Here is a 4,350-nt window from a genome sequence, read left to right as displayed (position 1 = left end):
AGTTCTCTAGATCTTTTTAAAGAGCAATTGAATCATTAATTCATGCCCAAATCATAACACATCAGGGCAGGATTACGCACGCTCAGTGCTCACTAAAACAGGGGTTATTTGAACCATGCCGTATTTTTAATACTCTGTGCATCTGTGGGCAGTTTTTGATTTTTCTTATAAATCGTGCAGGGTGTAAAAAAATTTCTTGTATCGAGTCAATAATAAAATTAAGTACAGCTCCCATTTTTATCCTTATAAATGGCTGCGGTTGGGACAATTGATATGCCGTTACCAAGTGAGGTGTCGCTTAACTCAAAAATTTAAATTTTTTTAAAATCTTGAATGAAATCTTCTATTTTTCTGTTTTTTTCCTTTCATAGTATGCCCCATACTCACTAATAATTAACCCATAAATGTCATACTAAAACACATAACTCTTTGTCTTCCAGATGTTCCTGAATTAAATTTAATGTTTTTGTAAGCTTTTAATTTTATCCAGAGATAAGCCGGTAACTTTCGCAACAAACACAAGGTTAGAACCTTCATCAAGCATTTTTTTTGCAATTTCAAGTTTACCTTCGTTTTTACCTTCTTCTTTCAATTGTTCTGCTAAGCTCATAATTTGTTCTCCAACTTCATGTGATATTTGGGTGTCGATAAGACTAAAAAAAGCCTCTTTGTCACTTAATTCACCGCGCTCTAATAAATATTGTAACACAATTGCAACAAAATCGCGTCCACCTGCATTGTCAACCTGGTGAAGGGTTTCCGTTATTTGTTTTAATAAGGGCAAAATATCGCGGGCAAATATATGTTTTAATGCGAACTCCATGACTCCTGACCATGCATGTTGTTTCAATGTCTCATCATCGATTTGTCCAAGATCAATAAGTTGAAACGGTTTTAAAAAGTATCGATCAATTAGAGATTGAGGAGCGTTGATTAAATCACCCAAATTGGTCGTAAATGGATATTTACGCTTTCCATGATAAATGACTAAAGGATAAATCAGGGGGATGATTTTATCACGTTTCGTGCCATGCGTTGTTATATGGTGGTCAATAATGTTACACATATATTTTAGCAGCCGAAAAGGCATCAATTTATCTGGGGTTGACTGATGTTCTAACAGCAAATAGAGATAGGCTTCATGGCCTTCAATTTCCGTTTTAAAAAGGACGTCAACCGCAGATTCTTTTCGTACATCATTAATGTATGAGCGAGGTTGGATTTCTAATTTTTCAAGATCTACAGATTGATAGAGATCTTTGGGAAGCCAAGACTGTAAGAAATCACGAGCAACACGCTTGTCTGCCATTGCGGTTCGGAAAAACTGGTCATGAGCGTTAGTGATCTGTTTATTGTTGTCATTTTTCATAAGTAGGTATTATCCCTTATTTATTGATGCGGTTTTAATGCTTTTATAAAAAATTATGGAATGTATTTTCTACAATTTTAATAAACTCTGGGGATGATTTTATCCCTTTCAACCTAGATAATAGCTGTGACAACTCAAACCCTGAGCGTAATTTAGGTTTAATCCAAAGATCAATGAGTTCTTCTGAATTGAGAATATTAAAAGGACTTTCACTTTGTGTAATTACATCTATGGCGCAGGCGCAGATCCATTTTGATGGTAATGCGTGGCCTTGTGCATACCCTTTAAAATGTCCCATTTTTATATTGGGGTTTTTCTTATATTCATTCGTAGCAATTTGTTTAAATTGATTATAAAAATCAGGAAGTTCAATAAATTTTTTGAATAGCAATAAGGTTGAGGAATTATGTTTATCTGAGTTTTCTGCCAGATCTTTAAAATTAATATCGCTTAAAACATTACTTGTGATCCCCGTTTTTTCATACAAATTTTTTTCTGTAGCTTTAATCTTATTAATTATGGACTTAAGCAATGAGTCTACGGGTCTATAGTCAATTTTATGTTCTTGGCATTTTTTGTGTAATTCATAGATGGCTTGATAAAAATTTTCTGGTAGAAAGAGCCTGTAGCGCTCTAAATCAGTTGCAGTAGTATCTTGATGCTCATGAAAAAACTTAACCATTTGGTCGAACCATGAAATTTCAAAAAGTTCGGCCTCTGAAAAAATCGCTTCTTCTGGCAATGGGGGGTTAGACTGCCCATAACTGTATGAAATGTTTTCACCTTTGGTCTTTCGAGCGATCTGAATCAAATCCTCAGATCTCCTGTTTTTTCTTAATGTAATTTGTAATGTTTCTTTCATTTTATAGTAGCCTATTGCAATGTTCAGATGGATTTGCTGCTTGAGCTATCAATAGCTTTTTTAGTTGTTCTGGTTATAGCAATACGTTGTCCTTGTTCTTTATGTTGTGCTGCCATTTCACTACAAATGGGGCATAGTTCTTTTGTCATATTATTTCCCCTTAAATGAGCGAACAAGTTCTTTATAGGCGTTTACCTGAATACTTTATATCAAGTTGAACGCCTGTAAAATTAGATTTATATACATTTTGCCAAGTGGTAACGCTTAGAATCGTGGCTCCGTTGACTTATAAAAATCACTAATTATTAAGATTTGTATGGCTGATACTGTCATACGTAATTTACGTTTTAATAGTTACGTTGTTCGTTTAACTACATTGTAATATAGGGGCTAATAATTTTCAACAAAAAAACGGTACAAAATTTTGTTGAAAATTTATGGTTATATGCTATTCTATAAATGTCTGAACTATGACACACGTTTATAACACAAATAAGGATTAATAATGAGCAGTGATATAATCATTCATAAGCAACTCGTTTTAGAGAAAAGTCGCCTAAACTTCCTTCCTAAACATGTAAAAAGACACTTCATTCAGTTTGAAAATATTATTTATTACCTTGCAAAATCTATGTGCCATCAATACAACGGAGGGTATTGGAATTTCTACAATTTAAGCAACGATGGTTTTTTTCTTGCACCTGCGTTGCAGCAGCAATTTGAGATTTATGTTGATGGAAATGGCTTTAATGGAATTGTTAGTTCAGAGGCATTAGGGGTAATTCTCACGTTATTTTCGATTAACGGAATTTCAGGACAAGGTGATGATTATTTAATTAATAAATATTATGCCTTACGTGATTTTGCACTTCAGCACGAAGAGCAGGACTTGATTTTACTTGCAATTGATTAACTATTTGACTTCCGATTTTGGGAGCATATCAAAGAATAAATGAACATAAGGATAACTGGAAATGGCTAAAAAAATAATTCGAAAGCTCGGCGCGCCGCTTCAAAAAACTTTTGATATTTTGAAAAGAAAACGAACTCAACGACTAATGATGTCTTATGTTTTAAAAATTAACACCAAATAAAAGTACTGGTGTAGGCGGTGGTATTATTTTAAGTATATTAATTGTTCTTAAAAAATTAATATAAACAATGTTTTGCAACAAAATTTTGTTGACATATGCACGCATTATGTTATTATATAAATGTCTACTACAGACACACGTTTAAAACACAAAAGGATAAAATCATGACTTACGTAAAAAACATTGAAAACGAACTCATTCAACGTATTCCTCACACAATAGATTTTCTAAATGATATTAGCCAATCCATAGCAGAACGTGCTTTTTATAACACTTCGTTCTCACCTGATAAAAGAGCAGTAAATGTACGTATAGAATACGTAGAAGCCCTATTAAAGGACAAAAATATAGTACTGAATGAAATTAGTAGCGCCTCCAAAAGAGGAGCAGAGGTAAGGAAGGATTTTGATGTTATGGTTGACGAATGGTTTAAGTCACACCGTGAAAAATTAAGTTGTGGGTACAATTCATGGTTGCATGCTCACGCAAAAGTGGCATCGAGTTTTGTTGTTGGACCCGCAAACTTTCCCGTTGCAAGAAATCAAAAACTTTCTAATTATGCGGATGCCAAACTTACCGCAATAACTGAATTTAGAAAAAAATCCATTAGAAATATTTTAAAGTTCATTTTGCCCTATGGTGATGGCTCATCAATCCAAACAGATGATCCCAATGCAGGTGAGAAAATTGAAAATAAAATAGCAAGTTTAGAAAAACAACGTGATGAAATGAAGGCTATCAACAAGCTGATTAGAAAGTTCTTTAAAAATGGTAGCCCTGAGATTTTACCCGATAATTTAGTAGAATTTAAAAATATATTACGCACCGAATTTAAAATGAGTGAAAAGCAAATAGTTTATTTAATGGAACCAAATTATGGGGGCAAAATTGCAGGCTTTGAAAAATGGGGTGTGACCTCGCATTAATGTTCAAATATCTCTGAGCACCCTTCTCATTTGCTCCAATTATAGCCATACAGACGTTTATATTTACAATCAATTCAAGTATAATTTATTCAAAATTGA

At 33.5% G+C, this 4,350-nt stretch carries 5 protein-coding genes; 2 read left to right on the top strand and 3 right to left on the bottom strand.

Annotated elements, in window-relative coordinates:
* Positions 1 to 457: 457 nt before the first annotated feature.
* Genes ELY15_RS13835 through ELY15_RS16610 form a run of 3 tightly spaced genes read right to left on the bottom strand, consistent with a single transcriptional unit; the run spans position 458 to position 2,380 of the window.
* The gene (locus ELY15_RS13835; protein WP_127101036.1) at positions 458 to 1,369 is read right to left on the bottom strand and encodes an Rpn family recombination-promoting nuclease/putative transposase; all 912 of its coding nucleotides are present in this window, start codon (positions 1,367 to 1,369) and stop codon (positions 458 to 460) included.
* A 43-nt stretch (positions 1,370 to 1,412) separates the two neighbouring features.
* Entirely contained in the window at positions 1,413 to 2,231 is an 819-nt protein-coding gene (locus tag ELY15_RS13830) for a hypothetical protein (RefSeq protein ID WP_127101034.1), read from the bottom strand.
* Between the two features lie 23 nt (positions 2,232 to 2,254).
* Positions 2,255 to 2,380: a hypothetical protein gene (locus ELY15_RS16610; RefSeq protein ID WP_255411116.1), complete on the bottom strand. Its 126-nt coding sequence runs from the start codon at positions 2,378 to 2,380 to the stop codon at positions 2,255 to 2,257.
* Between the two features lie 356 nt (positions 2,381 to 2,736).
* Here ELY15_RS16610 and ELY15_RS13825 point away from each other — a divergent pair, with 356 nt between their 5' ends.
* Together ELY15_RS13825 and ELY15_RS13820 are read left to right on the top strand one after the other, a co-directional pair.
* Positions 2,737 to 3,144, top strand: a complete 408-nt coding sequence (locus ELY15_RS13825; RefSeq protein ID WP_127101032.1) for an antirestriction protein — start codon at positions 2,737 to 2,739, stop codon at positions 3,142 to 3,144.
* A 345-nt stretch (positions 3,145 to 3,489) separates the two neighbouring features.
* Positions 3,490 to 4,251 (top strand): hypothetical protein, encoded by a 762-nt coding sequence (locus ELY15_RS13820; protein WP_127101030.1) that lies wholly within the window; start codon positions 3,490 to 3,492, stop codon positions 4,249 to 4,251.
* The last annotated feature ends 99 nt before the right edge of the window (positions 4,252 to 4,350 follow it).

Source organism: Legionella sp. km772 (genome assembly GCF_003989735.1).
Classification (GTDB): domain Bacteria; phylum Pseudomonadota; class Gammaproteobacteria; order Legionellales; family Legionellaceae; genus Legionella.
The sequence above is the reverse complement of the archived record's forward strand: the minus strand, read 5'-3'. Positions and strand labels throughout refer to the sequence as shown.

Coding starts and splice junctions, on each gene's coding strand:
- ELY15_RS13825 (WP_127101032.1), top strand. CDS start 2,737: ATGAGCAGTGATATAATCATTCATAAGCAACTCGTTTTAGAGAAAAGT.
- ELY15_RS13830 (WP_127101034.1), bottom strand. CDS start 2,231: ATGAAAGAAACATTACAAATTACATTAAGAAAAAACAGGAGATCTGAG.
- ELY15_RS13835 (WP_127101036.1), bottom strand. CDS start 1,369: ATGAAAAATGACAACAATAAACAGATCACTAACGCTCATGACCAGTTT.
- ELY15_RS16610 (WP_255411116.1), bottom strand. CDS start 2,380: ATGACAAAAGAACTATGCCCCATTTGTAGTGAAATGGCAGCACAACAT.
- ELY15_RS13820 (WP_127101030.1), top strand. CDS start 3,490: ATGACTTACGTAAAAAACATTGAAAACGAACTCATTCAACGTATTCCT.